The organism is Actinomyces sp. MRS3W, assembly GCF_032465695.1.
Taxonomy (GTDB): domain Bacteria; phylum Actinomycetota; class Actinomycetes; order Actinomycetales; family Actinomycetaceae; genus Actinomyces.
Window position 1 is genome coordinate 1 of sequence record NZ_JAWDJJ010000067.1, and the last position, 1,422, is coordinate 1,422.

At 66.0% G+C, this 1,422-nt stretch carries 1 pseudogene; it reads left to right on the plus strand.

Features of this window, described 5'->3' with window-relative positions:
* Window positions 1-1,138 precede the first annotated feature (1,138 nt).
* Window positions 1,139-1,422, plus strand: a pseudogene (locus tag RWX45_RS01905) (pyridoxal phosphate-dependent aminotransferase); the annotation flags it as partial.

Sequence of the window (1,422 nt, forward strand, 5' to 3'; positions counted from 1 at the left end):
CCCTTCCGCCGACGATTCCCTCCCGGAAGTGACAACCCCTCCCGCTGACGCCCCCACCGACAACGCCTGACGAGCACCTACCGTCGCCTGGCCCTCTCGCCCACACTCGCTCTGCTACGCCACTTCGAGGTCTGCTACGCCACTTCGGGGTCCGCTGAATGGCTCACAGGCCTTCAGCAGACGGTTAACTGGCGTACCCAACGGCAAAGTGGCGTAGTAGAGCACCGCTCGGCACCGCTGCGATGCCTCCTCACTTTTGAGACGGTTGGGGCCCATAGCTTTTGAGAGGGCTGAGTCCCATAGCTTCTGGCGCTTCCAGTGGGCGCGTCTGGTCGTGCGGCGACCGTTTCCGCCGGGCTGCGGCCCTCACACAGACTGGCGCAGGCCGCCTCAAGGCAGGTGGTGGGCACTAGCCGCCTTAAGGCCAGGGGCGGCGGCTGTCCCAAGGACGGTGGGCGATGACAAAGTGTCCATTGGTCGAAACTTTTGAGCCGCGCAGCGGTGCGAGCCGACGACCTTCATCGCATTTGCCCAGGTCAGAGGCGATTTCCAGAAGATACTGGTCGACGCCGACCATAAAAGTTGCGACAGATGGACACTTTTCGGGCCCACTGCCGGGCCGGCGCCCACCATTGGAGCATAGAGGGACGTACCGACCACCACAACCACATCGACCGGTCTCGACACGTCATTAGTGCCGGTCTCGGCACGTCATTAGTGCCGGTCTCGGTGACACGATGCCACGAGCCAGCCGCGACGGGTCCGGCCGTGTCTCGGCATCCCGACCGGCCTTGACACGTGCAGCGCTCTGCGCGCTACCCTCACCTCATGACCGCTTCGACGCCCACGACCCGTACCCTGGTGGTGCGTGCCGAAAGCATGCGTCGAATGCAGATGTGCTAACAGCGCCAGCCGTCGCTGTTCCTGCCAAGTAACGGTCAGAGTCCGAGTTGCCTGCGGGCGCTCGTCGTACTCCGCGCCCCCCATGGGTTCGCGTTCATCCCCCGTTCTACTCGCCCCGCCGCCGCGCACACTGTCTCCTTCACCGAAACCGGCACAAGTAACACACCCAAACCGGCACTTATGACGTACCGAGACCGGTCGATATGGCGGCCCAGCACATCTTCAAGGACCTCCCATGACCACCGCCTTCGCCCCCGCTGTTGTCGCGGGCTCCAGTACCGCGCCGGCGCCCTCCGCGCCAACGGCCGACGCCGCACCCGCACCCACCTCCGCCTCCGCACGCCTCGCACCCCACGCATCCGCGTCCGCTTTCGACGTCGTCCACGACCGCACCGGCACCGCCAGCCTCAAATGGGACTTCGCCGCACGCCGCGGCCGCCCCGACACCGCGCTGCCCCTGTGGGTGGCCGACATGGATCACACCACCGCGCCCGCCGTCACCAACGCCCTGTTGTGGCG